We start from the raw sequence: 21,344 nt of genomic DNA on the forward strand, positions 1-21,344 counted from the left end.
ATGCCGGCGACCCCTCAGCACATATGTCGATCCAGTGGCTCTCGTCGTCAGGCCGCGAGTCCCTGCTGCATCGGGAAGGGGTTGTAACGAGGGGCAAAGGGCTTGTCACCCTGCGTGCAGAAGAGGCGATTCCGGGCCGCGATTATCGCGGGTCGACCCGCAGATCGCGGTCGAGCCGGGCGGAAACCTCCGACCCCGCGGGGATTTCGGCGCTGCGGCCCGTAGAAAGAAAGGGCAGGACGAGGAAGGCCGCGGCGGTCGCGGCGCCATCGCCCGCATCCTTCTTGCCGCGCGCTTCCAATGTGCCGCTGACGCGCAAGGGGCCGCCGGGAAGCTCGGCATAGAGCAACTGGACGTCGAGCTTGCCCGACCGTCCGAAGGCGCCGCGCTTTTCGGCGCGCGTCAGCTGCGCGACGACGATGGTGCCGGCGGGGATCGCGACCACGCCGTCCACGGTCACGGGCGTCGCGACCTTCAGATAAAGCAGGTCGCCCTTTTCGTTTTTCTTCGTCGACACGGCATCGCGCGTGACCAGGTCGATCCGCGTCCCCGCCGGCAGCAACAGCTGCGCCGCCGGTGCCGCAGCGCCGCGTGCGGCAGCGGGCTCTCCGCCGGCAGCCGGACAGGCGAGCACCAGCCCGGCTGCGGCAAGAAGCGCGCGGCCTCTCATCATGGCGCCGCCGCTTGCGGGCGCGGAATCTCGGTGTCCTGTTCGACGAAGCCGGTCATCAGCTCGCCTGCCTTGATCTTTGCATTATTGCCCTTGGCGAGCAGGCCGAGCGGCCCCAGCGCGAGGACGCCGAGCGCCGTTTCGGCACCGCCGCCCGCGCCCTTGGCGGTGTTGTTGCCGCTGATTGGCACGCGATATCCGTTGACGTCGACATAAAGAAGCCGCGCCTCCAGCGATCCCGACTTGCCGGCATTGCCGCTCTTCTTCGCAGCGAGCACTTCGCCCCACGCGATCGTCCCGACCGGAAGTGCGAGGACGCCATCGACGAAAACCGGCTTGTCGACGCGCAACCTGAAACGGTGTCCGGGCGTGTGGGTCTTCGTGGTGACTTCCGAGATCACCATGAAATGAATGGGCGTGTCACGCTTGAGGACGAGCGGAGAAACCGCCGGTTCGGCGGTCACCGCCGGGACGGAATTCGGCGCCGCAGTCGCTTCGACAATCGCCCCCGATTGCCCCGCTCCCGAAAGTAAAACGGCCATCGCCGCGCCCAATATCAACGTCATTTCCTGCCCCCCGCAACCCCGCGCCAGATAGGCCATGAATAGGCGAAGTTGCCAAGCCAGAATCTTGTTGACCCGCTTGGAAAGGAGAGGGAATTGTCACGGATCAACAAGGGGGAGCAAACAATGAAATTCATCGGGATGATTGGCGGTATCGCTATCGCCGCAATGGCGGTGTCGACGCCTGCCGCGGCGAAGAAGAAGGACGCCACCTATGTGATGGTCAATGAGGAAATGGGCGTGCCCGTCTTTCCCCATGACATCACCGACAAGCCGTACAAGATCATCGGCGTGGTGACCGCTGGGGTGCGCAAGGCGACGATTTTCAGCAAGGAAGCGTCGCAGCAGAAAATCTATAACGAGATCTGGGAACGCGGCGAAAAGCTGGGTGCCGATGCCGTGATCGGCGCCAAATATGGCGACAGCCGGATCACGGCGATGAGCTGGGGCAGCACCAAGGCCGGCGGCGTCGCGATCAAGTTCCTGACCGCCGAGGAAATTGCCGCCGGGGCGAAGGGCGACACGCTCGAAGGTTTCGATCCCGAAGCGTGGACCGGCAAGAAGAAATAAGCGCTGGCCGGATGGCCGGAAGAAACGCGAAGGGGAACGGCATGGCCGTTCCCCTTTTGCTATCCGGTCAATCGATGTCGAACAGGCCCGCGAGCTGTTCGACCATCGTGCCGCCCAATTGCTCGGCGTCCATGATCGTCACCGCGCGGCTGTAATAGCGCGTCACGTCATGGCCGATGCCGATCGCGCACAGTTCGACCGGCGAGCGGTTCTCGATCCACTCGATCACCTGCCGCAGATGCTGGTCGAGATAGGCGCCATGGTTCACCGACAATGTGCTGTCGTCGACCGGCGCGCCGTCCGAAATCACCATCAGGATCTTGCGCTCTTCGGGGCGGCCGATGATGCGCTGGTGCGCCCACATCAGCGCCTCGCCGTCGATATTTTCCTTGAGCAAGCCTTCGCGCATCATCAGTCCGAGCGACTTGCGCGCGCGGCGATAGGGTTCGTCGGCGGGTTTGTAGATGATGTGGCGCAGGTCGTTGAGGCGGCCGGGGTGGGCAGGGCGCCCGGCGGCGAGCCAGTCTTCGCGGCTCTGCCCGCCCTTCCACGTCCGCGTCGTGAAGCCGAGGATTTCGGTCTTCACGCCGCAGCGTTCGAGCGTGCGCGCGAGGATGTCGGCGCTGATCGCCGCGATGCTGATCGGCCGCCCCCGCATCGAGCCCGAATTGTCGATGAGCAGCGTGACGACGGTGTCGCGGAAATCGGTATCGCGCTCGATCTTGTAGCTGAGCGATTGCCCGGGCGAGACGATGACGCGCGCGAGCCGCGCCGCGTCGAGCTGGCCTTCTTCCTGATCGAAATCCCACGCGCGGTTCTGCTGCGCCATCAGGCGGCGCTGGAGACGGTTCGCGAGCTTGGTCACCGCGCCCTGCAAATGCGTCATCTGCTGGTCGAGATAGGCGCGCAGCCGCGTCAGCTCGTCGGCGTCGCACAGCTCGGTCGCGAGGATGATCTCGTCATGCTTTTCGGTGAAGCGCAGATAGTTGAAATCGGGAATGTCGCTCGGCAGGCGGTTGGGGCGCACGGGCAGCATGCCCTCGTCGCCTTCGCCGCCCATTTCGGGTTCGCCGTCGGCTTCCATTTCCTGCGCGTCGGGGTCGCTGTCGCCGTCATCGGCCTGATCGCCCGCCATTTCGGCGCGCGCGTCGACCTGGCTCTCACCCGCGCCGCCGTCTTCGCTTTCCTGTTCTTCCGGCGAGTCCTCGGCCTCGGTTTCGTCCTGCTCGCCGCCGTCTTCGGCGCCTTCCTCGAGCGGTTCGTCGCTCTGGATGAGGTCGAGGTGGCGGAGCGCGAGTTTCGCGGTCTCGGCAAAGGCGGCCTGATCGTCGAGCAGCATCGACAAGGCGGTGAGGTCGCCGCCCGCCTCGCCCGTGATCCATTCGCGCACCAGCGAGAGGCCGGTCTCGGTCCCTTGCGGCGCCTGCTCGCCGGTCAGTGCCTCGCGCAGCATCAGTTCGAGTGCGCTCGAAATCGGCACATCCTCGCGCCCTTGCGCGCGGCTGATCGGGTCGCTGCGCATCCGCATCGCGAGGCTCGCCGACAGGTTGCTGCGCATGCCGTTCATGTGGCGCGCACCCAGCGCCTCGATCCGCGCGCGCTCCATCGCGTCGAACGCGGCCGCGGCGAGCGGCTCGCTCGGGCGCGCCGCGGCGTGCAATTTCTCGCTGTGGTGCTTCATGCGCAGCGCATAACTGTCGGCAAAGCCGCGCGCCTCGGCGACCTGGTCGGCGGGCAGCGTGCGCGACGGGGTCGGCACCTTGATCGCCTTGCCGATCTGCGCGGGCGCGTCGGCGGTGAAGCCGACCTCGACCTCGGCATCGCGGGTCACCGCGCGCGCGACGCTCGACAGCGCGGCCTTGAAATCGTCGAGGGGAGATTGGGCGGTCATCGTGCGGGGCGGTCTTCTAAAGCCCTCCCCCTTGATGGGGGAGGGTTGGGTGGGGGTGATGTCTCGTTCAAAGCCTTTGTCAGAAGGGTGGCGACACCGTCAATATTGGCGAGCACATCATTGTTCCAGAAACGCACCACGCGATAGCCGTCATTTTCGATTGTCGCCGTACGCGTCGCGTCGGTTTTTTCATTGTGTTGGCCGCCATCGATTTCGATTACGATCCGTGCACGGTGGCATGCAAAGTCCGCGATATACTGGCGGATCGGAACCTGACGGCGGAAGCGCCAATCGGGAAAGGCCGTGCGCAACAGTGTCCAGATTTTGCGTTCGGCCTCGGTCATTTCGTTCCGCAATCGCCTTGCCCGCCGGGTGGCGCCATTCGGCGGCGTTCGTTTCATGACGCAACCACACCCCTACCGCTGCGACTAGCGAACAAGTTCGCAAGTCTCGCTGCCTCCCCCATCAAGGGGGAGGGTTTTGCTTTGCTACCGAGTTTTGGCTCGGACGGCCATAGCTAAGCTCGCTTGACGCAAGCGGAAGGGAGGCGCATCCGCCGCTCATGTCCTCCCCCAGACTCTCCCCCATGAAAACGCCTTGGGTCGTCATCCTCTGCGCCGCCTTCATCGTCACGCTGGCGATGGGCGTGCGCCAGTCGTTCGGCCTCTTCCTGCCGCAGATGAGTGTCGATATCGGGATCAGCCGCTCGGACTTCGGGCTCGCGATGGCGCTCCAGAACCTGCTCTTCGGCCTCGTCCAGCCCTTCGTCGGCGCGCTCGCCGACAAACATGGCGCCGGGCGCGTCGTGCTTGGCGGCGCGCTGCTCTATGCGCTCGGGCTGGTCGGGGCGGCGTTTGCGACCGATGCGATCGGGCTGCACATCAGCTTCGGGCTGCTGATCGGCATGGCGCAGTCGGCGACAACCTTTGTCGTCGTGCTCGGCGCGGTTGGCCGCGTCGTCAGCCCCGAAAAACGCAGCAGCGCGTTCGGTATCGTGACTGCGGGCGGCTCGCTTGGCCAGTTCCTTGTCGTGCCGCTCGCCTCGATGCTGCTCGGCGATATCGGTTATCATCAGACCTTGTGGATCATGGCGGGTCTCGTCGCGCTGTGCGGCCTGCTCGCGATCGGCGTTTCGGGCCGCACCGACACGCCCGGGGCGCTCGTCGCCGAAGAACAGACCGCGCGTGAGGCGCTGCGCGAGGCGGCGGTCCATCGCGGTTACTGGCTGCTCAACGCGGGCTTCTTCGTCTGCGGTTTCCACATCGCCTTCATCGCCACCCACTTGCCTGCCTATCTCGACGATAAGGGGCTGGGGATCGAGATCGGGGCGCAGGTGCTCGCGCTCGTCGGGCTGTTCAACATTCTCGGCTCTTACGTATTCGGCCGCGCGGGCGATTTGATGCGCCAGAAATATGTGCTCTCCGCACTCTATACCGCGCGCTCGGCGGTGATCGCGCTGTTCCTTTTCTTGCCGCTGAGCCACGCGAGCGCGCTCGTTTTCGCGGCGGCGATGGGCTTTCTCTGGCTCGGCACCGTGCCGCTGACCAGCGGGATCGTCGGGCGCATCTTCGGCATCCGCTATCTCTCGATGCTCTATGGCATCGTGTTTTTGAGCCACCAGCTCGGCAGCTTTTTCGGCGCTTATACCGCGGGACTCATCTTCGACGCCACCGGCAGCTATAATATCGCGTGGGGCTTCTCGATCGCGCTCGGGCTGTTCGCGGGGCTGGTCCACCTGCCGATCGCCGACGCGCCGGTCAAACGGCTGCAGCCGGCGTGAAGATCGCGCGGCAGGACTGGATCGCGCTTGCGCTCTTTGTCCTGATCGCGGCGGGGGGCTTGTGGCTGTGGACCGGCGAGGGGCCGGTCGTCTGGCTCACCAACTTCGCGATCATGTGCGGCTTTTAGGGCCTCACTGCGGCTCTTCGACTTCGGGCGTCCGCTGACAGATCGCATCGTCGCCGTTCTTGGGTATCACAGGATCGGGAAGCAGGCGGAACACATGCGCAAGCTGGGTCGCGACCCGTTCGGGGCGCGTGCGCTTGTTGGCGACGACATCGATGAAGTCCCAGCACACCACGCCGCTGCGCAGGAAATTGCTGTGCCCCGTCGATCCGCGCGACACATCGGTCGTGTCGATCACCGTCAACCCGGCGCGCGAGGCCGGGTAGCAACGCTCGGGCAGTCCCTGGGCTTTCAGGTCGGCCGCCTCGAACGGGTTGAAGCAATAGGGCGAGCCGAGCCGCGGGTAGCCGTGGATCGCGCGCGATGCGGCGAGCGCCTTGTCGGCGCGCGAGACATAGACGGTGATCCGGCGATTGTTGGCGACGCGCCGTGCGGACAGCACTTCCTCCTCGATGTCGCGCTCGAAGGTCTCGCGGTCGATGTCGGGCGAGGCGAGGATCACGTTCGAGATATTGCTGCTGTCGGCGCTGCTCGACGTGCGATCGACATAGGCGATCGCGGGGATCACGAGCCGCGCGCCGAGCGAGTGCGACACGACCACAACCTCCTTCACCCAGCTCTGTTCGGCGAGCGATTTCAGGAAGTCGCGGAAATTGCGGACGTCGTGATACATGTTCGTCTCGTCGACGACATAGCTCAGGACCTTGCCTTGCGACGGCCAGCTATATTCGATGATCGGACCGTCGAATCCCGTCATGCGCGCGATCTGCGCGGCGTCCTTCGACGTCGTCGAGAAATTTTCGCGATAGCCGTGGACATAGAGCAGCACGCGGCCCTGCTTGCGGTCGGTTTCTGCCTGCAGTGCGCGCCACCAGTCGGCCGAGGTCTGGAAGGCGAGCGGCGCGAGCAGCTTCTTTTTCTTGCCGATTACGACGTCGCGCGGCGCGTTGAAGCGGCCGTAACGCATCTGGTCGCCGCGGTGATGGAGTAGCTCGATCTCGCTCGTCCGGCAGTCGGGCAGGCGGCTCGTCGCGAAGAAATAGGGCAATGCCTCGCCATCGACGGCGGCGCCCGGCTGCGCGGTGCAGCGCGGGTCGGCGACATAGTCGGCATGGCGGACCTTGCCATAATCGACCGCTGCGATGCTGCATCCCGACAAGGGTGCAAGGGCAAGGATCGCGAGCAGGCGCATCATTCGCACGGCGGTTTCACCTTTGAAAAGCCTGACACATTCGCCGACGCTGGCAGAGGATGGCAGGCTTTGGAAGGGAGAAATCGATCCGGCGCGCGCGAACGCCCCGGCCGCTTATTTGCCGACGACGCTTTCGGGCAGGTCCTCGCCGAACACGCGCTGGTAATATTCTGCAACGATCATCCGTTCGGCTTCGTCGCACTTGTTGAGGAACGAGAGGCGGAAGGCGAAGCCGATATTGTTGAAGATCGCGGTATTCTGCGCCCAGCTGATCACCGTACGCGGCGACATCACGGTCGAAATATCGCCGTTGATGAAACCCTGACGTGTCAGGTCGGCGACCTTCACCATATTGGCGACCGTCGTCTCGTCGGTGTCCGGCACCTTGGCGAGGATGATCGCGCTTTCGGTCGCGGCGGGCAGATAGTTCAGCGTAACGACGATGTTCCAGCGGTCCATCTGGCCCTGGTTGATCTGCTGCGTGCCGTGATAGAGGCCGCTCGTGTCGCCGAGGCCGACGGTGTTCGCGGTCGAGAAGAGGCGGAAATGCGGGTTCGGGCGGATCACGCGGTTCTGGTCGAGCAGCGTCAGCTTGCCCTCTGTTTCGAGCACGCGCTGGATCACGAACATCACATCGGGCCGGCCGGCGTCATATTCGTCGAACACCAGTGCGGTGGGGGTCTGCAGCGCCCAGGGGAGCAGGCCTTCGCGGAATTCGGTGACCTGCTGGCCGTCGCGCAGCACGATCGCGTCGCGGCCGACAAGGTCGATACGGCTGATATGCGCGTCGAGGTTGACGCGGATGCACGGCCATTTCAGGCGCGCGGCAACCTGTTCGATATGCGTCGACTTGCCGGTGCCGTGATAGCCCTGCACCATCACGCGGCGGTTATATTTGAAGCCCGCGAGGATCGCGAGCGTCGTGTCGCCGTCGAAGACATAGGCGGGGTCGAGATCGGGGACGCGCTCGTCCGCCTCGCTGAACGCCGGCACCTTCATGTCGATATCGACCCCGAAGACCTCGCGCGCATCGACCTCGGTATCGGGCGCCGCAAGCAGCGTCGAGCCGTGGTGATCGGGAAGGCTGTTCGGAATATCGGTCATGGCAAAGTCCAGCAAGCAAACGGGGAGAGTCGCCGCGCGGCGGCGCTTCGGCTGTCGCGGTATCGTCATGGGTTGCGGCTTGCAACGCCTTTTCAGAGGAGTCCGAGCGCCTTCATCACCGCCGACTGGTCGTAATAGGGACGTTCGCACACGATCTTGTCGCCGCCGGGCGCGAATTCGAAGCTGGCGGCCATACGAATGCGGAAGGCCTTGCCGGTCGGCTGGATCGTGCGCACGCCGAGTTTCAGCGGGCCGGTGTGCGTGCCCGTCAGCCAGAATTCGACAAGCACCGTGTTCGTCGTTTCATCGGCGGCGATCGCGATGACCTCGTTCGCCTGGTCAGGAAAGGGCTCGCGCGAGCTGGCGAAATAGGACCGCACCGCCGCTTCGCCGTCGAAGATCGTGCCGGGCCCCATCAGTTCGTAGCGTGGATGGTCGAAGGTCGCGAGGACGCCGTCCCAGTCGTGCGTGATCTCGAGCGCCATGTGCCGGCGCACCACCTCGATCCGCGCTTCGTTCAGGTCGGTCATCGCGCCTCTCCTATGCGAATGCCTTAGTCTTTCTCAGCAACTGATATGCCGCAACGACTTCGCCGAGTCTTGTCTCGAAACTGCGATCGCCGCCATTCCGGTCGGGATGATATTTGCGGACGAGCTCGCTGTAGCGCCGCCGCAGTGCCGCGCGGTCGGCACCGGCGGGCAGGCCGAGCAACTGCATCGCGGCATGTTCCTCGCGCGAGATGCCGGGATTGGCGGCCTCGCGCCGCGCCTCGTCCATCCGCTGGCGGAATCGCGCGCCCAGCGCGTCGATCGGATCGCGAAAATCGGCCCAGCGCGGCGGCAGGTCGGCGCTGCCCGCGGGGCGGAAGGTGCGGCTTTCGGTTTCCCAGCCGGCGGTCGGCGACTGCGCCTCCATGATCTGGTCGGCGGTCATGCCTTCGAAGAAATTATAGCCGGCGTTGAATTCGCGCACATGGTCGAGGCACAGCCAGCGATATTGCGGCGGGCCGTCGGGCGAGCGCGTCCACGCCATCGGCGCGCGGAATTCGCCGGGTTCGCGGCATCCGGGCGCGGCGCACAGTTCCTCGCGCGGGACGCGGCCATGAAAACGGGAAGGGCGTGCGGAAGAAGGCACAAGGGACTTTCGAGCGATGCTGGAGGTCTTATAATTTGGCGACGAAGCGCTTATGGTCAACCCATGAGCAGCAAAGGCCCCGTACAGCAAGAGATGGAAAGCCTGCTCAGCGCAGCCTTTCCCGACGCAAATTTTGTCGTGAACAACGATAGCGCCAGCCATCACGGCCATATGGGCGACGACGGCAGCGGCGAGTCGCATTTCAGCCTGAGCATCGAATGGGCGGGCTTCGCGGGCCTGAACCGCGTCGCGCGCCAGCGCGCGGTGAACAAGGCGCTCGGCGACCTGCCGGGCCAGCGCGTCCACGCGCTCGCGATCAAGGCGACGGCGCCGGGAGAAGCGTGACCATGTTCGCGCTCGCCGCGCTGGCGCTGTTCGCCGATGCGCCGGTTGCACAGCCGCCGAACGCACCGGCAGCGTTGGTGTTCGATATCGACGGGCGGTCCTATCGGTTGCCCATGCCCAATGGCTATTGCACACCGCCGCGAACGCCCGCGGCGGCGGTCGGTGAGCATTCGGGCGCCCACGGGCATATTGTCGCCAATCTTGCCTATGTGCAGGATTGCAAATCCGCGAGCAGCGACGATGGCGGCGACCAGAATTTCATCCATCTGAAATATGTGAAAAATTTCAATCCGAACGCGCCGTCGCGCGCGGCCTATCTGGCGTTTGTGGCGAAACAGATGGGAAGCGCGAGCTATATCGGCGAACAGGAATCCGAGGCTTTCGCCGAGCGCGTCGAACGCCGTATGGAAAGCACGACGGGCCGGAAGATCGACGCGCAGATATCGGCAGTCCACCTCGGCCATGACGATCTGTGCGTCTATCAGGCGCGAACGATGGCGGTCGCATTGAAGGGTGACGAGGTGGGGACGGTCCGGATGGCCGGCTGTACGACCTGGATCAACGGCCGCGTCGTCACCATAGATATCGGCAGCTGGGCGGACGGCGGCCTCGGGTTCGGTGCGATGGTGCGCGAATTGCGCGCCGTCGCCGCATCGATTGCGCCGTCCCAATGATGGATGCGCGCCAGAAAGAGGACTGACATGACGACCAAGGTGAACCTCGCCGAAGCTTTCGCGACCATCCACGATCACTGGAACCCGCGCGTCGCGGGCGACATCAATGATTTTCAGGTCAAGCTGGTCAAGCTCGACGGCAAATTCGACTGGCATCACCATGATGTCGAGGATGAGCTTTTCCTCGTCGTCGCCGGCCGGATGAAGATGGCGTTTCGCGACCGCGACGAGATCGTCGGGCCCGGCGAGTTCATCATCGTCCCGCACGGCGTCGAACATTGCCCCGAAGCGCTGGACGGCGAATGTCATGTCGTCCTGCTCGAACCCGGCACGACGCGCAACACGGGCAATGTCGAAACCGAAAAGACCCGAAAGACACTGGAAAGGCTCGGCTGATGTTTACCGTCATCACCCCTTCGACCCACGATATCGGCGCGTTCGACGTGCGGCGTACCTTGCCCAACAAGGAACGCACGATGGTTGGTCCCTTCATCTTCGTCGACCAGTTCGGCCCCGCGCATTTCGACATCGGGCAGGGCATGGACGTGCGTCCGCACCCGCATATCAACCTGTCGACGCTGACCTATTTGTTCGAAGGCGCGATCGACCATCGCGACAGCCTTGGCACCTATGCGACGATCCGCCCGGGCGCGTGCAACCTGATGACCGCCGGACGCGGCATCGTCCATTCGGAGCGCACGCCGCAGGGCGAGCGCGCGACCGGATCGGGCATTTCGGGGATGCAGACCTGGCTCGCGCTGCCCGACGGCAAGGAAGAGATCGACCCTGCTTTCGAACATGTCGCGGCGGGCGATCTGCCGCTCGTCGAGGACGGCCATGTTTCGGCGCGGGTGATCATGGGCAGCTTGTGGGGCGCGACCGCGCCGACGACGCAGCACAGCGCGACCATCTATGCCGATATCTTGATGAACGCCGGGGCGACGATCCCGATCGATGCCGAGGCGGACGAACGCGCGGTGCTTGTCGCGCTCGGCGATGCGAGCCTCGATGGCGAGGCGCTCGACCGGTACAGCCTCTATATCCTGAAACCCGGACAGGCGATGACGCTGCGCGCCGAAAGCGATGCGCGCGTCATGCTGCTGGGCGGCGAGGCGTTCAGCACGCCGCGCCATCTGTGGTGGAATTTCGTGAGCTCCAGCCGCGACCGCATCAACGACGCGAAGCAGGAGTGGAAAGAGCGCAAATTCCCGCTCGTCCCCGGCGACAGCAAAGAATTCATCCCGCTTCCCGGAATGCCGAAGACGGTGAGCTATCCCTGAAGGGCAGGTTGCGACCGGAAGTTGACGTTTCGGTTCTTATAACTTCGTCATTCCCGCGAAAGCGGGAACCCAGTGTGGGATCAGCTTACGTACGCTCCGGGTCCCCGCTTTCGCGGGGATGACGAATATTGGGTATGGCAGCTCCCCACCCCCAAACCGACAGTTCGAATCTCCGATTTCCATCGCCCGATACCCCGCCATGTGTTGCAGCTTGCCAGCCGCATCGATCCCCGCCAGATTGGTTTTGAAAAGAAACCAAAGGAGCGGTGTCGATGATCGGCGATTTCGAGCAGCAGCGTGTAAAGCTTTCAACCGGGGTCGAGCTCGACGTCGTCGATATGGGGCCGCGCGACGCGCCGGTTCTGATGTTCCTCCACGGCTTTCCCGAATCGCACCGTACCTGGCGCCATCAATTGCCGCATTTCGCGACGCGCTTCCGCTGCATCGCCCCCGACCAGCGCGGCTATCGCGGCTCGTCGAAGCCGCAGGACGTCGAATCCTACACACCCGACAAGCTGATCGCCGACATCTTCGCGCTCGCCGATGCGCTCGGCGTCGGTGAATTCACGGTCGTCGGGCACGACTGGGGCGGCGCGATCGCGTGGGGCGTTGCGCTTGGCGGCCAGCCGGGCGGGCTGCACCCGGCCTGGGCGGGCCGCGTGACCCGCGCCGTCATCGCCAACGCGCCGCATCCCGGCATCTTCCAGCGGCTGCTCGCGGTCAACGCCGACCAGCGCGCCGCGAGCCAGTATATCCGCACCTTTCGCGACCCCGCGAGCGATGCGATCATCGAAGAACATGGCATTGCGGGCATCCTCGCCCATGCCTTTGAAGGGCGCGTGCCGAGTGGCGGCCTCCAGCCCGCCGACGAGATCGGCCGGCTGCTCAAGGATTGGGAGGATCGCGACACCTGCCGCGCGATGATCAACTGGTATCGCGGTTCGACGATCGACGTGCCCGCGATGGACGCACCCTATGCCGAACCCCCGGCGGTCCCGTTCCCGAAGCTCAACATCCCGACGCTCGTCATCTGGGCGCTCGACGATGTCGCGCTGCCGCCGTGCAATCTCGACGGGATGGAAGAGCTTGTCCCCGAAGTGACGATTGTCGAGGTGCCCGACTGCGGTCATTTCGTGCCGTGGGACGCACCCGACGCGGTCAATCTGGCGATGGACGAGTTCCTCGCCGCGACCTGAAACAAGGCCCTGTATTCGCCCTTAGGGTCAGGACCCTAAAAAGGCGGCGGGCGACAAGGGTGTCGCCCGCCTGGGGGGGGTCTGTATCGACGTGTCTGGGGCACGCGAAAGGATCTTGTTGACGCTCGTTTTTCCTCCGGCTGAGCAAGTCAGGCGAAGTATTGGTTGGCGCGATTTAACCATAGAATTGGCAAATATAGCAGGCTTTCACATTTTCCCATTCTTGCCATACTCAAGTAATGGAAGTGGGAGGACTCAGGGTCGCCTCGATCGTTGACCGGATCGATGGCCCGTCGAGCTGGACGATCGAACGCGATGTCCATGCGCTGATCCTCTATGAGGCGGGAAGCTATCATTGGCTCGAAACCTGGCAGGACGATCAACGGACGTCGCTCGGCGATCCGCTGCCCGGCGAAATGTGGCTGGTGCCGGCGGGCCGTCGTTATCGCGCCGCGGCAAAGGGGGGCGCGGTTCGCACGATCGAGGTCGAAATCCCGGCGGCGATGCTGACGGTCGCGCCGGGCACGCGCGCGCTGGCGGCGCATCACGACATGGCGCTCGCGGCGCTGGTTCGCGCGCTGCTCGCGGGCGATGCAGCGGCGGCCGGCCCGCTACTGGCGATCCTTGACGAGACGCTCGCGGCGATGGCCGGCCGCCCCGACTCTCCCGCCATCGTTCAGCGCATCAACGACCTGATGGCGTTCATCCAGACGCAGCTCGAACTGCCGTTGACCGTGGAGGATATGGCGGCCGAAGTCGGCATGTCGGTGAACAGCCTGATCGTCCACTTCACGCGCGCTACCGGGCGCACGCCGGCGCAATATGTGCTGCGCCAGCGGCTGCGTCACGCCTGCTGGTTCCTGATGAACCGGCCGCTGACAATCGCCGAAATTGCCTTCGCGACCGGCTTTTCCAGCCATGCCCATCTTTGCGCGATCTTTCGCCGCAAGCTCGGCATGTCGCCCGGCGAGTGGCGGCGGCGCCATCGATCGGCGACCCTGATCATGGAGGGCGCGGGATAGGATGTCGCACACGATGATGATGCTTCTCGCCGGATTGGCGTTGTTGATCGCGCTGCGCCTTGCGATTCGGGACGGTGCACGGGCGACGCGGCTGTTCCTCGTTCTGTGGCTGGCGGTGTCGATCGGCAACCTGCTCGTCGGCGTGCTCCATGCCGGTTATGGCTGGGCGGAGGAGGCGGCGATCGGGCTGCTTGTCTTCGGTGCGCCCGCGGCGCTTGCGCTCGTCGCGCTTCGTTTCCGGCGTTAATTGTCGGGGCGTAGCAGGCAGCCGCTGGCGCCCGCGTAGCGCGCGCTGCGCGACGCGAGCAGCGGGACGCTGCCGGTGACCGTCTTCGTTGCGGGGTCTTCGCTCAGCGAAACCATGTCCATGCCGGGTTCGAAATCGCTTTGGCAGCTTTCGAGGCTGCGGCCCTGGACATAGCGGCACGAACAGCCGACGCGCGCAGCATAGGCCGACCCCAGTTCGGCCTGCGCCTTGAACGACGGGAATTTCCAGATCGCGAAGACCGCAAGCAGTACGGCGAGCCCGATCGCCCATGGCAGGCAGCCGCCCCAGCGGCTCGCCTTCCTGGGCCTCGCAGCGGGGGTCGGGTCGGCGGGCGGCGGCGCGGCGTGTGGCGGCGTCTCGCCCGTTGTCGGCCCGGTCGGATTGATGTTATTCACCCGCGCCATGATCACGAAAAAACGGCTTCTGGCAAGTGTGGCGCTCGCGACGCTCGGCGTCTGGTCGCTGAGCCAGGCGGCGGGGCAGGGCAATTTGGCGCCCGCCTCGCCGGCGCCGAAATTCGGCGCGTCGCTCGACGGCGTCGCCGCGGTCGATGCGCCGCAGCCGCTTCCTGCCTTGCCCGCCGCGGTCCGCGCGCGCGCCGACGCGCTCTTCACCGACGCCGACGATGTCGGACAGACGCGCGCGCTCTATGTGCTGCGCGACGGCGAGCCGATCTACGAACGCTATGCCGCCGGGTTCGGCCCCGAATCGAAACTCATCAGCTGGTCGATGGCAAAAAGCATCACCGCGGTGCTCACCGGCTTCCTCGTCGCCGACGGGCAATTGTCGCTCGACGGTCCGGCGCCGGTCGATGCGTGGCAGCGCAGCGGCGATCCGCGCGGTGCGATCACGCTCCGCAGCCTGCTCCACATGTCGTCGGGGCTCGAGCATGTCGAGACCGGCGATCCGGTCTGGCAGGGCGATACGGTCGCGATGCTGTTCGGCGGCGGCGCGGGCGACATGGCCGGTTTTGCCGAAGCGAAGCCCGCAGCGGCGCAGCCAGACGAGGTGTTCAACTACAGCTCGGCGACCAGCGTCATCCTCGCCGACATCATCGCCGACACGCTGACCCCGTCGCAGAACCCCGACGCGCGCCGCGACGCGATGCGCGACTTCATCGGCGGGCGGCTGGTCGAGCCACTGGGAATGACCAGCCTGACGCCCGAATATGACGCGCGCGGCACGATGATCGGCGGGTCGATCATGCACGCGACCGCGCGCGACTATGCGAAGTTCGGTGAATTCCTGCGCAACCATGGCGTCGTGAACGGCCAGCGGCTGCTCCCCGAAACCTGGATGCGTTTCATGCTCACCCCGTCGAAGAATGACGGGGGCTATGGCGGGCATATCTGGCTCAATCGCAAGCGCCCCGCGGGGGTGACCCCGGCGCTATGGCCCGACCGTGGCCCCAACGACCTGTTCGCCTGCATCGGCCATCAGGGGCAATATATCATCGTCTCGCCGTCGCAGCGGCTGACGATCGTGCGGCTCGGCGTGACGACCGACGAGCAGTTCCCGGCCTTGCGCCGCCATCTCGCCGACCTGACCGAAGCGCTATAGCAGGAAATCGCCGACCAGCGTCGTGACGCAGGTCCCCGTGAGTTCGACCATGCCGCCGTCGAGGCGGCAGCCGACATGGCCGCCGCGCGCGCTCGCCTGATAGGCGGCGAACCGGTCGCGCCCCAGCCGTGTCGTCCAATAGGGCGTCAGCACGCTGTGCGCCGATCCCGTCACCGGATCCTCGTCGATCCCGGCGCCGGGCGCGAAGGCGCGGCTGACGACGTCGGCCCCCGATGGGTCGCCCGCGCCCGGCGCGGTTGCGATATATAATATGTCGCCGCCCTTCTTGAGCGCGCGCAGGTCGGGTTCGAGCGCGCGGACGCTTGCCGCGTCGGGGTAGACGATCAACGCATAGCCGCCCTCGTGCCACAAAGTTTCGACGACATCGCCGCCCATCGCGCGAACGATATCGGGCATCGCCTTCGCCGCGGGCGGGTACGCGGGCAGCGCCATCCTGTAGCCTTCGTCCTCGCCGTTGCGCGCGACGCGCAGGATGCCCGCCTTGCGCGTGCGGAACGTCATGTCGTTGCGCCACTGGGCGGCCGAGAGCAGCACATGCCCGCTCGCGAGCGTCGCGTGGCCGCACAGCGCGACCTCCACCCCGGGCGTGAACCAGCGCAGCTCATAATCGGCCTCGCCGCTCTCGTCGGGGATCAGGAAGGCGGTTTCGGCCAGATTATTCTCGGCCGCGATCGCCTGCAGCACCGCATCGGGAAGCCATTCGTCGAGCGGCATGACCGCAGCGGGGTTGCCGGTGAACGGGCGGTCGGCAAAGGCGTCGACCTGGCTGATCGGAAGGCGGCGCGGCGCGCTCATGGATAGAGCAATCCGCTGGTCCATCCGTCGCCGGATCGCACGAAGCGTGTGCGCTCGTGCAGCCGGTGCGCGCGGTCCTGCCAGAATTCGATGGCGGTCGGCGTCACGCGCCAGCCCGACCAGCGCGGCGGGCGCGGCACGTCCTGTCCGTCGAACCGTGCCTGCATCTCTTCGAAGCGCGTCTCGAACGTCTTGCGGCTGTCGAGCGGGCGCGACTGGTCGCTCGCCCACGCGCCGAGCTGGCTGTCGCGGCTGCGCGTCGCGAAATAGGCGTCGGCGACGGCGTCGTCGACCGGCGTCACCGCGCCCTCGATGCGGATCTGCCGCCGCAGTGATTTCCAGTGAAACAGCAGCGCGACATACGGGTTCGCCGCCAGCTCGCCGCCCTTGCGGCTGTCAAGATTGGTGTAGAAGATGAAACCGTCGGGCCCATGCCCTTTCAGCAGCACCATGCGCAGCGACGGACGGCCGTCGGGCGTCGTCGTCGCGAGCGCCATCGCATTGGAGTCGTTGGGTTCGCTCGTCCGCGCTTCGGCGAACCAGCTGTTGAACAGGGCAAAGGGATCGTCCGTCATGCGCGCGGTCATAATGTGCCGCGCGCGCATGGTCGAGCGGCATATGCGAAACTTGATCTCTTGCGGCGCATTCCCACATCGACGCGCAATCGGGCCTTCACGGCCAGTCACTTATCGGGCTACAGGAGCATGATGGCCGATCCCTATTCCACCCTGGGCGTTGCGAAGAGTGCAAGCGAAGCGGAGATCAAGTCCGCCTATCGCAAGCTCGCCAAGGAACTGCACCCCGACAAGAACAAGGACAATCCGAAGGCGTCGGAGAAATTCTCCGACGTCACCAAGGCGTATGACATCTTGTCCGACAAGACGAAGCGCGCGCAGTTCGATCGCGGCGAGATCGACGGCGAGGGCAATCCTGCCATGCCGTTCGGCTATGGCGGTGGCGGCGGATTCCGCGGCGACCAGCGCACCGGACCCGGCGGTTTCAGCGGCTTCGGAAACGAAAGCGCCGATTTCGGCGACATTTTCGAGGGGCTGTTCGGTCGCGGCGGCGGCGGTGGCGGCGGCCCGTTCGGCGGCTTTGGCGGGCGCAGCGCGCCGCCGCAAAAGGGCGCGAATGTCGCCTATCGCCTGTCGGTATCCTTCATCGACGCCGCGACGCAGGCGCCGCAGCGGATCACACTGGCCGACGGCGGCACGATCGACCTGAAACTGCCCGCCGGGGTCGAAACCGGTACGCAGATGCGCCTTTCCGGCAAAGGTCAGCCGGGGCCGGGCGGCAATGGCGACGGCATCGTGACGATCACGGTCAAGGATCACCCCTTTTACGAGCGCGACGGCGCGAACATCCGTCTCGACCTGCCGGTGACGCTCAACGAGGCGGTCAAGGGCGCGAAGGTCAAGGTGCCGACTGTCGACGGGCCGGTGATGCTGTCGATCCCCGCGGGATCGTCGTCGGGCAAGGTGATGCGCCTCAAGGGCAAGGGATTCAGCCAGAAAGGCGGCGGCCGCGGCGACCAGCTCGTGCGGCTGATGGTCGACCTGCCCGCCGACGACGATGCACTGGTGACGCTGCTCAGCGAATGGACCGACGACCGCGCCGTGCGGGCGGAGCTTGGCGTGTGATGCGTGGCTGACGCCAGCGAGAAAAAGATCGTCGCCGCGCTCGAGCGCGAGGTCGCCGACGAGGTCGGCAAGGAATTTCTGGCCGAAGGGCATTCGCCGCACTCGCCCGAGGCGCGCGCCGAGCGCGCGAAGCGCGTCAAGCTGCGCGCGCGGGCGCAGGGAATTATCGACCGCAGCCGCGAACAGCTCGGGCCGGGGACGCGCGCGTACCGCATTGCCCGCCGCGTCGTCGTCGGCACTTACACCGACGGCTTCATCCACGCCGGCAACCTCGCCTATCTGGCGCTGATCGCGCTCTTCCCCTTCTTCATCCTGCTTGCCGCGGCGCTGTCGCTTTTCGGCGGAAGCAGCGGCGGCGAAGCGGCGATCGAGGCGGTTTTCTCGACGATGCCGCCGACGGTCGCCAAAGCGCTGTCGGGGCCGATCCGCGAGGTGATGACCGCGCGCACGGGCATTTTCCTGTGGCTCGGCGCGCTCGTCGCGCTGTGGACCGTCGGCAGCCTGATCGAGACAGTACGCGACATCCTTCGCCGCGCCTATGGCACGCATTTCAGCAAGGGTTTTTTCCACTACCGGCTGCTGTCGATCGGCATCATCACCGGCGCGGTCGTGCTCATGCTGCTGTCGTTCAGCATGCAGGTGCTGATCGTCGGCATCGAACAGTTCGTCACGCGCGTGCTGCCCGAACAATATCAGTCGGTCGGCGTCGTTGCGATCTCGCGCGGCGTGTCGGGTTTCGGCCTGTTCCTCGCGATCTACATGCTGTTCTACAGCCTGACGCCGTCGAAATACCGGCGGCGGCAGTTTCCCAAATGGCCGGGCGCGCTGTTCACGACCTTGTGGTGGATCGCGGTCACGCTCGCGCTGCCGCCGCTGCTCGCCAGCCTGCTCTCCTACGACGCAACCTACGGCAGCCTCGCGGGTGTCATGGTCGCGCTCTTCTTTTTCTACCTCGTCGGATTGGGTATGGTGATGGGCGCCGAACTCAATGCCGCTTTGGTAGAGGTTGAGGATTTGGGCCACGACGCTATTGGGCGCGTCGACGATGTAAAGTTTGAAGCCAAAGGGGCTGGAGACAAAAAATGACGGGTCTGATGAAGGGCAAGCGCGGGTTGATCATGGGCCTCGCGAACGACAAGTCGCTTGCGTGGGGCATTGCCAAGGCGCTCCACGCGCATGGCGCCGAACTCGCGATTTCATATCAGGGCGATGTGATGCTGAAGCGGGTGAAGCCGCTCGCCGACGAACTTGGCTGCGATTTCCTGATCGATTGCGATGTCGCCGACATGGACAATCTCGATGCTGCGTTCACGACGCTTTCGGCGCGCTGGCCGACGATCGATTTCGTCGTCCACGCGATCGGCTATACGAACAAGGAAGCGCTGCGCGGCCATTATGCCGATGTCACGCTCGACGACTTCCTGATGACGATGAACATCAGCGTCTACAGCTTCACCGCAGTCGCCAAGCGCGCGGCGGCGATGATGACGCCGTTCGATCCCGAGACGGGCAACGGCGGCGGCTCGCTGCTGACGTTGAGCTATTATGGCGCCGAGAAGGTGATACCCCACTATAACGTCATGGGGGTCGCCAAGTCGGCGCTCGAAACGAGCGTCAAATATCTCGCCAACGACTATGGTCCGCAGGGGGTGCGCGTGAACGCGATCTCGGCCGGCCCGATCAAGACGCTCGCCGCGTCGGGCATCGGCGATTTCCGCCTGATCCTCAAATGGAACGAGCATAATGCGCCGCTGCGCCGTAACGTCACGATCGACGATGTCGGCGGCTCGGCGCTCTATCTGCTCAGCGACCTGTCGAGCGGCGTCACCGGCGAAACGCACCATGTCGATGCCGGCTATCACACTGTCGGCATGAAACAGGAAGACGCCCCGGACATCTCGCTTGTCTGATGCCCTCGTCATCCGCCCCGCGACGGCGGCGGATGCGGAGGCGATCGACGGCGTCATTCGCGCGGCCTTCGCCGGGACGGACTTCGGTCATCAGGGCGAGGCCGAACTGGTCCGCATGATCGAAGCGGACGGCGATGCGCTGGTCTCGCTCGTCGCCGAACAGGGCGGCGCCGTCGTCGGGCATGTGCTGTTCAGCCGGATGGACGTCGAAGCCGACGGCGCCGCGCTTCCGGGCGCGGGCCTCGCGCCCGTCTCGGTCGTACCTGCCAGCCAGGGGCAGGGGATTGGCGATGCGCTGATCCGCGCCGGACTCGATGCCTTGCGCGACCAAGGCGTGGCGATCGGTTTCGTCCTCGGGCACGAGGCCTATTACCCGCGCTTCCGCTATTCGCCCGATCTCGCCGCGCGCTTCGCGTCGCCCTTTGCGGGGCCGCATTTCATGGCGATGATGCTGGACTCGGGCGCGCCTTGGCCGCTAGGCGGACGCGCGGATTATGCTCCCGCATTTGGCCGGATGGGATAGGGCAATGAGTTTCAACAGCTTCGGACGCGTTCTTCGTTTCACGACGTGGGGCGAAAGCCACGGCCCCGCGCTCGGCGCCGTCGTCGATGGCTGTCCGCCGCGCCTGTCGCTTTCCGAGGCCGATATCCAGCCTTTCCTCGACAAGCGCCGCCCCGGCCAGTCGCGCCACACGACGCAGCGGCAGGAACCCGACCAGGTGCGGATCCTGTCGGGCACCTTTGAAGGCAAGACGACGGGCACACCGATCAGCCTGATGATCGAGAATGTCGACCAGCGATCGAAGGATTATGGCGAGATCGCGCAGGCCTATCGCCCCGGCCACGCCGACTATGCCTATGACGCCAAATACGGCATCCGCGACTATCGCGGCGGCGGCCGGTCGAGCGCGCGCGAGACCGCGGCGCGCGTTGCTGCGGGCGGCGTCGCGCGGCTGGTGATTCCCGAAGTACAGATCCATGCCTGGGTCGCCGAAATCGGCGGCGATGCGATCGATCCGGCGAACTTCGACCTCGACGAAATTGATCGCAATCCCTTCTTCTGTCCCGATCCCGCCGCGGCGCAGCGCTGGGAAGGACTGATGGATGCCGCGCGCAAGTCGGGCAGTTCACTGGGCGCGGTGATCGAATGCGCCGCGAGCGGTGTCCCCGCGGGTTGGGGCGCGCCGATCTATGCCAAGCTCGACAGCGACCTCGCCGCCGCGATGATGGGTATCAACGCGGTGAAGGGGGTCGAGATCGGCGCGGGTTTCAACGCCGCGCGCCTGCGTGGCGAAGAGAATGCCGACCCGATGCGCCCTGCCGCCGACGGCAGCAATCGCCCCGATTTCCTGTCGAACAATGCCGGCGGCATCGCGGGCGGCATCTCGACCGGCCAGCCCGTCGTCGTGCGCGTCGCGTTCAAACCCACGAGCTCGATCCTCACCCCCGTGCCGACGGTCAACAAGGCGGGCGAGGCGACCGACATCGTCACCAAGGGCCGCCACGACCCGTGCGTGGGTATTCGCGGCGCGCCGGTGGTCGAGGCGATGATGGCGCTTGTCCTTGCCGACCATAAATTGCTGCACAGGGCGCAGAACGGCTGA

General features: G+C 65.5%; 27 protein-coding genes. 16 read left to right on the top strand and 11 right to left on the bottom strand.

Annotated features, from left to right (window positions below; all coding sequences use genetic code 11):
• Positions 1-142 precede the first annotated feature (142 nt).
• Both VGN62_RS14640 and VGN62_RS14645 read right to left on the bottom strand, forming a co-directional pair.
• Positions 143-673 (bottom strand): hypothetical protein, encoded by a 531-nt coding sequence (locus VGN62_RS14640; protein ID WP_327455148.1) that lies wholly within the window; start codon positions 671-673, stop codon positions 143-145.
• The gene (locus VGN62_RS14645) at positions 670-1,236 is read right to left on the bottom strand and encodes a hypothetical protein (RefSeq protein ID WP_327455150.1); all 567 of its coding nucleotides are present in this window, start codon (positions 1,234-1,236) and stop codon (positions 670-672) included. The genes VGN62_RS14640 and VGN62_RS14645 overlap by 4 nt, the downstream gene beginning before the upstream one ends.
• A gap of 123 nt (positions 1,237-1,359) precedes the next feature.
• Here VGN62_RS14645 and VGN62_RS14650 point away from each other — a divergent pair, with 123 nt between their 5' ends.
• A complete protein-coding gene (locus tag VGN62_RS14650) occupies positions 1,360-1,803 on the top strand; it encodes a hypothetical protein (RefSeq protein WP_327455152.1) in 444 nt (147 codons plus the stop codon).
• Between the two features lie 67 nt (positions 1,804-1,870).
• Here VGN62_RS14650 and cobT read toward each other — a convergent pair whose 3' ends face one another.
• Positions 1,871-3,694: a cobaltochelatase subunit CobT gene (gene cobT / locus VGN62_RS14655; RefSeq protein ID WP_327455154.1), complete on the bottom strand. Its 1,824-nt coding sequence runs from the start codon at positions 3,692-3,694 to the stop codon at positions 1,871-1,873.
• Positions 3,691-4,038: an endonuclease domain-containing protein gene (locus tag VGN62_RS14660; protein WP_414713287.1), complete on the bottom strand. Its 348-nt coding sequence runs from the start codon at positions 4,036-4,038 to the stop codon at positions 3,691-3,693. The genes cobT and VGN62_RS14660 overlap by 4 nt, the downstream gene beginning before the upstream one ends.
• Before the next feature lie 242 nt (positions 4,039-4,280).
• Here VGN62_RS14660 and VGN62_RS14665 point away from each other — a divergent pair, with 242 nt between their 5' ends.
• Both VGN62_RS14665 and VGN62_RS14670 read left to right on the top strand, forming a co-directional pair.
• Positions 4,281-5,474, top strand: coding sequence for an MFS transporter (locus VGN62_RS14665; RefSeq protein ID WP_327455158.1), 1,194 nt, complete (start codon positions 4,281-4,283; stop codon positions 5,472-5,474).
• Positions 5,471-5,602: a hypothetical protein gene (locus VGN62_RS14670; RefSeq protein WP_327455160.1), complete on the top strand. Its 132-nt coding sequence runs from the start codon at positions 5,471-5,473 to the stop codon at positions 5,600-5,602. The genes VGN62_RS14665 and VGN62_RS14670 overlap by 4 nt, the downstream gene beginning before the upstream one ends.
• Positions 5,603-5,606: 4 nt before the next feature.
• Here VGN62_RS14670 and VGN62_RS14675 read toward each other — a convergent pair whose 3' ends face one another.
• The 4 genes from VGN62_RS14675 to VGN62_RS14690 all read right to left on the bottom strand — a co-directional run bounded on the left by VGN62_RS14675 (position 5,607) and on the right by VGN62_RS14690 (position 9,029).
• Complete coding sequence (locus VGN62_RS14675; RefSeq protein WP_327455603.1) at positions 5,607-6,794, bottom strand: alpha/beta hydrolase; 1,188 nt, start codon at positions 6,792-6,794, stop codon at positions 5,607-5,609.
• 111 nt (positions 6,795-6,905) lie between these two features.
• Positions 6,906-7,895, bottom strand: a complete 990-nt coding sequence (gene cobS, locus VGN62_RS14680) for a cobaltochelatase subunit CobS (RefSeq protein ID WP_327455162.1) — start codon at positions 7,893-7,895, stop codon at positions 6,906-6,908.
• Positions 7,896-7,987: 92 nt separating this feature from the next.
• Complete coding sequence (locus tag VGN62_RS14685) at positions 7,988-8,425, bottom strand: nuclear transport factor 2 family protein (protein ID WP_327455164.1); 438 nt, start codon at positions 8,423-8,425, stop codon at positions 7,988-7,990.
• A 10-nt stretch (positions 8,426-8,435) separates the two neighbouring features.
• Positions 8,436-9,029: a J domain-containing protein gene (locus VGN62_RS14690; RefSeq protein WP_327455166.1), complete on the bottom strand. Its 594-nt coding sequence runs from the start codon at positions 9,027-9,029 to the stop codon at positions 8,436-8,438.
• A gap of 63 nt (positions 9,030-9,092) precedes the next feature.
• On the opposite strand from VGN62_RS14690, the gene VGN62_RS14695 reads away from it, so the two are divergent.
• From VGN62_RS14695 to VGN62_RS14725, 7 genes are all read left to right on the top strand, one after another.
• Positions 9,093-9,374: a BolA family protein gene (locus VGN62_RS14695; protein WP_327455168.1), complete on the top strand. Its 282-nt coding sequence runs from the start codon at positions 9,093-9,095 to the stop codon at positions 9,372-9,374.
• Entirely contained in the window at positions 9,371-10,048 is a 678-nt protein-coding gene (locus tag VGN62_RS14700) for a hypothetical protein (protein WP_327455170.1), read from the top strand. Before VGN62_RS14695 ends, VGN62_RS14700 begins: the two co-directional genes overlap by 4 nt.
• A 27-nt stretch (positions 10,049-10,075) precedes the next feature.
• Positions 10,076-10,444 carry a cupin domain-containing protein gene (locus VGN62_RS14705; protein WP_327455172.1) on the top strand — a complete coding sequence of 123 codons (369 nt, stop codon included), beginning with the start codon at positions 10,076-10,078 and terminating at the stop codon, positions 10,442-10,444.
• Positions 10,444-11,328, top strand: coding sequence for a pirin family protein (locus tag VGN62_RS14710; RefSeq protein WP_327455174.1), 885 nt, complete (start codon positions 10,444-10,446; stop codon positions 11,326-11,328). The genes VGN62_RS14705 and VGN62_RS14710 overlap by 1 nt, the downstream gene beginning before the upstream one ends.
• Before the next feature lie 272 nt (positions 11,329-11,600).
• Complete coding sequence (locus tag VGN62_RS14715; RefSeq protein WP_327455176.1) at positions 11,601-12,524, top strand: alpha/beta hydrolase; 924 nt, start codon at positions 11,601-11,603, stop codon at positions 12,522-12,524.
• A gap of 245 nt (positions 12,525-12,769) precedes the next feature.
• Complete coding sequence (locus VGN62_RS14720; RefSeq protein WP_327455178.1) at positions 12,770-13,546, top strand: AraC family transcriptional regulator; 777 nt, start codon at positions 12,770-12,772, stop codon at positions 13,544-13,546.
• A 13-nt stretch (positions 13,547-13,559) separates the two neighbouring features.
• Complete coding sequence (locus VGN62_RS14725; protein WP_327455180.1) at positions 13,560-13,793, top strand: hypothetical protein; 234 nt, start codon at positions 13,560-13,562, stop codon at positions 13,791-13,793.
• Here the strand turns inward: VGN62_RS14725 and VGN62_RS14730 are convergent.
• Complete coding sequence (locus VGN62_RS14730) at positions 13,790-14,218, bottom strand: hypothetical protein (protein ID WP_327455182.1); 429 nt, start codon at positions 14,216-14,218, stop codon at positions 13,790-13,792. The genes VGN62_RS14725 and VGN62_RS14730 overlap by 4 nt on opposite strands.
• Here VGN62_RS14730 and VGN62_RS14735 point away from each other — a divergent pair.
• Positions 14,217-15,374: a serine hydrolase gene (locus VGN62_RS14735; RefSeq protein WP_327455184.1), complete on the top strand. Its 1,158-nt coding sequence runs from the start codon at positions 14,217-14,219 to the stop codon at positions 15,372-15,374. The genes VGN62_RS14730 and VGN62_RS14735 overlap by 2 nt on opposite strands.
• Here the strand turns inward: VGN62_RS14735 and VGN62_RS14740 are convergent.
• Complete coding sequence (locus VGN62_RS14740) at positions 15,369-16,190, bottom strand: PhzF family phenazine biosynthesis protein (RefSeq protein ID WP_327455186.1); 822 nt, start codon at positions 16,188-16,190, stop codon at positions 15,369-15,371. The two genes, VGN62_RS14735 and VGN62_RS14740, sit on opposite strands and share 6 nt — an antisense overlap.
• Complete coding sequence (gene pdxH, locus VGN62_RS14745) at positions 16,187-16,765, bottom strand: pyridoxamine 5'-phosphate oxidase (RefSeq protein ID WP_327455188.1); 579 nt, start codon at positions 16,763-16,765, stop codon at positions 16,187-16,189. Before pdxH ends, VGN62_RS14740 begins: the two co-directional genes overlap by 4 nt.
• 132 nt (positions 16,766-16,897) lie before the next feature.
• Between pdxH and VGN62_RS14750 the strand changes: the two genes are divergently transcribed.
• From VGN62_RS14750 to aroC, 5 genes are read left to right on the top strand one after another with little or no spacing between them, the layout of a single operon-like run.
• Positions 16,898-17,830, top strand: a complete 933-nt coding sequence (locus tag VGN62_RS14750; RefSeq protein ID WP_327455190.1) for a DnaJ C-terminal domain-containing protein — start codon at positions 16,898-16,900, stop codon at positions 17,828-17,830.
• 3 nt (positions 17,831-17,833) lie between these two features.
• A complete protein-coding gene (locus tag VGN62_RS14755) occupies positions 17,834-18,916 on the top strand; it encodes a YihY/virulence factor BrkB family protein (protein WP_327455192.1) in 1,083 nt (360 codons plus the stop codon).
• Positions 18,913-19,740, top strand: a complete 828-nt coding sequence (fabI, locus tag VGN62_RS14760) for an enoyl-ACP reductase FabI (protein WP_327455194.1) — start codon at positions 18,913-18,915, stop codon at positions 19,738-19,740. Before VGN62_RS14755 ends, fabI begins: the two co-directional genes overlap by 4 nt.
• Positions 19,733-20,263 (top strand): N-acetyltransferase, encoded by a 531-nt coding sequence (locus tag VGN62_RS14765; protein WP_327455196.1) that lies wholly within the window; start codon positions 19,733-19,735, stop codon positions 20,261-20,263. The genes fabI and VGN62_RS14765 overlap by 8 nt, the downstream gene beginning before the upstream one ends.
• Before the next feature lie 4 nt (positions 20,264-20,267).
• On the top strand, positions 20,268-21,344 hold the full coding sequence (aroC, locus tag VGN62_RS14770) for a chorismate synthase (RefSeq protein ID WP_327455198.1): 1,077 nt from the start codon (positions 20,268-20,270) through the stop codon (positions 21,342-21,344).

This window comes from Sphingopyxis sp. (assembly GCF_035998905.1).
Classification (GTDB): Bacteria; Pseudomonadota; Alphaproteobacteria; order Sphingomonadales; family Sphingomonadaceae; genus Sphingopyxis.